Annotated in this window: 2 protein-coding genes and 1 pseudogene; 2 read left to right on the forward strand and 1 reads right to left on the reverse strand. The window is 41.7% G+C overall.

Annotated elements, in window-relative coordinates; genetic code table 11:
* A pseudogene (locus tag HUS62_RS22955) lies at window positions 1-196 on the reverse strand (hypothetical protein); the annotation flags it as partial.
* 95 nt (window positions 197-291) lie between these two features.
* Here HUS62_RS22955 and rplM point away from each other — a divergent pair.
* Both rplM and rpsI read left to right on the forward strand, forming a co-directional pair.
* Window positions 292-720: a 50S ribosomal protein L13 gene (gene rplM / locus HUS62_RS22240; RefSeq protein ID WP_054561088.1), complete on the forward strand. Its 429-nt coding sequence runs from the start codon at window positions 292-294 to the stop codon at window positions 718-720.
* Between the two features lie 8 nt (window positions 721-728).
* Window positions 729-1,121, forward strand: a complete 393-nt coding sequence (rpsI, locus tag HUS62_RS22245) for a 30S ribosomal protein S9 (RefSeq protein WP_095209788.1) — start codon at window positions 729-731, stop codon at window positions 1,119-1,121.
* Window positions 1,122-1,364: the final 243 nt, after the last annotated feature.

The raw sequence follows: 1,364 nt of genomic DNA on the forward strand, positions 1-1,364 counted from the left end.
AGCTGATAGCTGATAGCTGATAGCTGATAGCTGATAGCTGATAGCTGATAGCTGATAGCTGATAGCTGATAGCTGATTTTCTCGAATAAAAAACAACCATCATATAGCAATGTGGTTCAAGTGCTGGTATACTCCCGCGTCTGCCACGTTGCGTTCTATTGCCAGATATTAGTTTAGCCTCTAATTGATGGCTCAAAGTCTTAAACTCGAAGGGGTTAAAGCATTCAACTTAGAGCGGTAATTAATAATAATTACCTGTGGTTTTAATTAAAAAACATTGGATTTTAATAAATGAAAACGTTTGTTGCTAAGCCAGAAACAGTAAAACGTGACTGGTACGTAGTTGACGCTGAAGGTAAAACTTTAGGTCGCATCGCTACTGAAATCGCTCGTCGCCTACGCGGTAAGCATAAAGCTGAATACACTCCTCACGTAGATACTGGTGATTACATCATCGTTATCAACGCTGAGAAAGTTACTGTTACTGGTAATAAAGCAAAAGACAAAATGTACTACGCTCATACTGGTTTCCCAGGTGGTCTTAAGTCTACTACTTTCGACAAGCTTCAAGCTGCAAAGCCTGAAATGATCATCGAAAAAGCTGTTAAAGGCATGTTGCCACGTGGTCCTTTAGGCCGCGCAATGTACCGTAAACTTAAAGTTTACTCAGGTACTGAGCACAACCATGCTGCACAACAGCCTCAGGTTCTAGACATTTAAGGAGCACTATCATGGCAAATCAATACTACGGTACAGGTCGTCGTAAAAGTTCAAGTGCTCGCGTATTCTTACGCCCAGGCACTGGTAACATCGTAATCAACAAGCGCTCTCTAGAAGAGTACTTCGGTCGTGAGACTGCTCGCATGGTTGTTCGTCAAGCATTAGAGCACGTAGAAATGACTGAAAAGTTTGACCTACACATCACTGTTTCAGGTGGTGGTACTACTGGTCAAGCTGGTGCTATCCGTCACGGTATCACTCGTGCACTTATGGAGTTTGACGAGTCTCTACGTCCTACACTTCGTAAAGCAGGTTTCGTTACACGTGATGCACGTAAAGTTGAGCGTAAGAAAGTGGGTCTTAAGAAAGCACGTAAGCGTCCACAATTCTCAAAACGTTAATATTTACGTTTATCAGAATACCAAAAACCCAGCTTCGGCTGGGTTTTTTGTTTTTTAGAGCTGCCAGCTTTCAGCCGTCAGTTTTTAGCTGATCGAGAGGTGGCTTAGTTATTTATGTTTTTTAACAATAATAGCTTTACATTGATCTCTCAGGTTTTATGTTTTTGATAGCTGATAGCTGATAGCTGATAGCTGATAGCTGATAGCTGATAGCTGATAGCTGATAGCTGATAGCTGATAGCT

The organism is Pseudoalteromonas sp. 0303 (assembly GCF_013349995.1).
Taxonomy (GTDB): Bacteria; Pseudomonadota; Gammaproteobacteria; order Enterobacterales; family Alteromonadaceae; genus Pseudoalteromonas.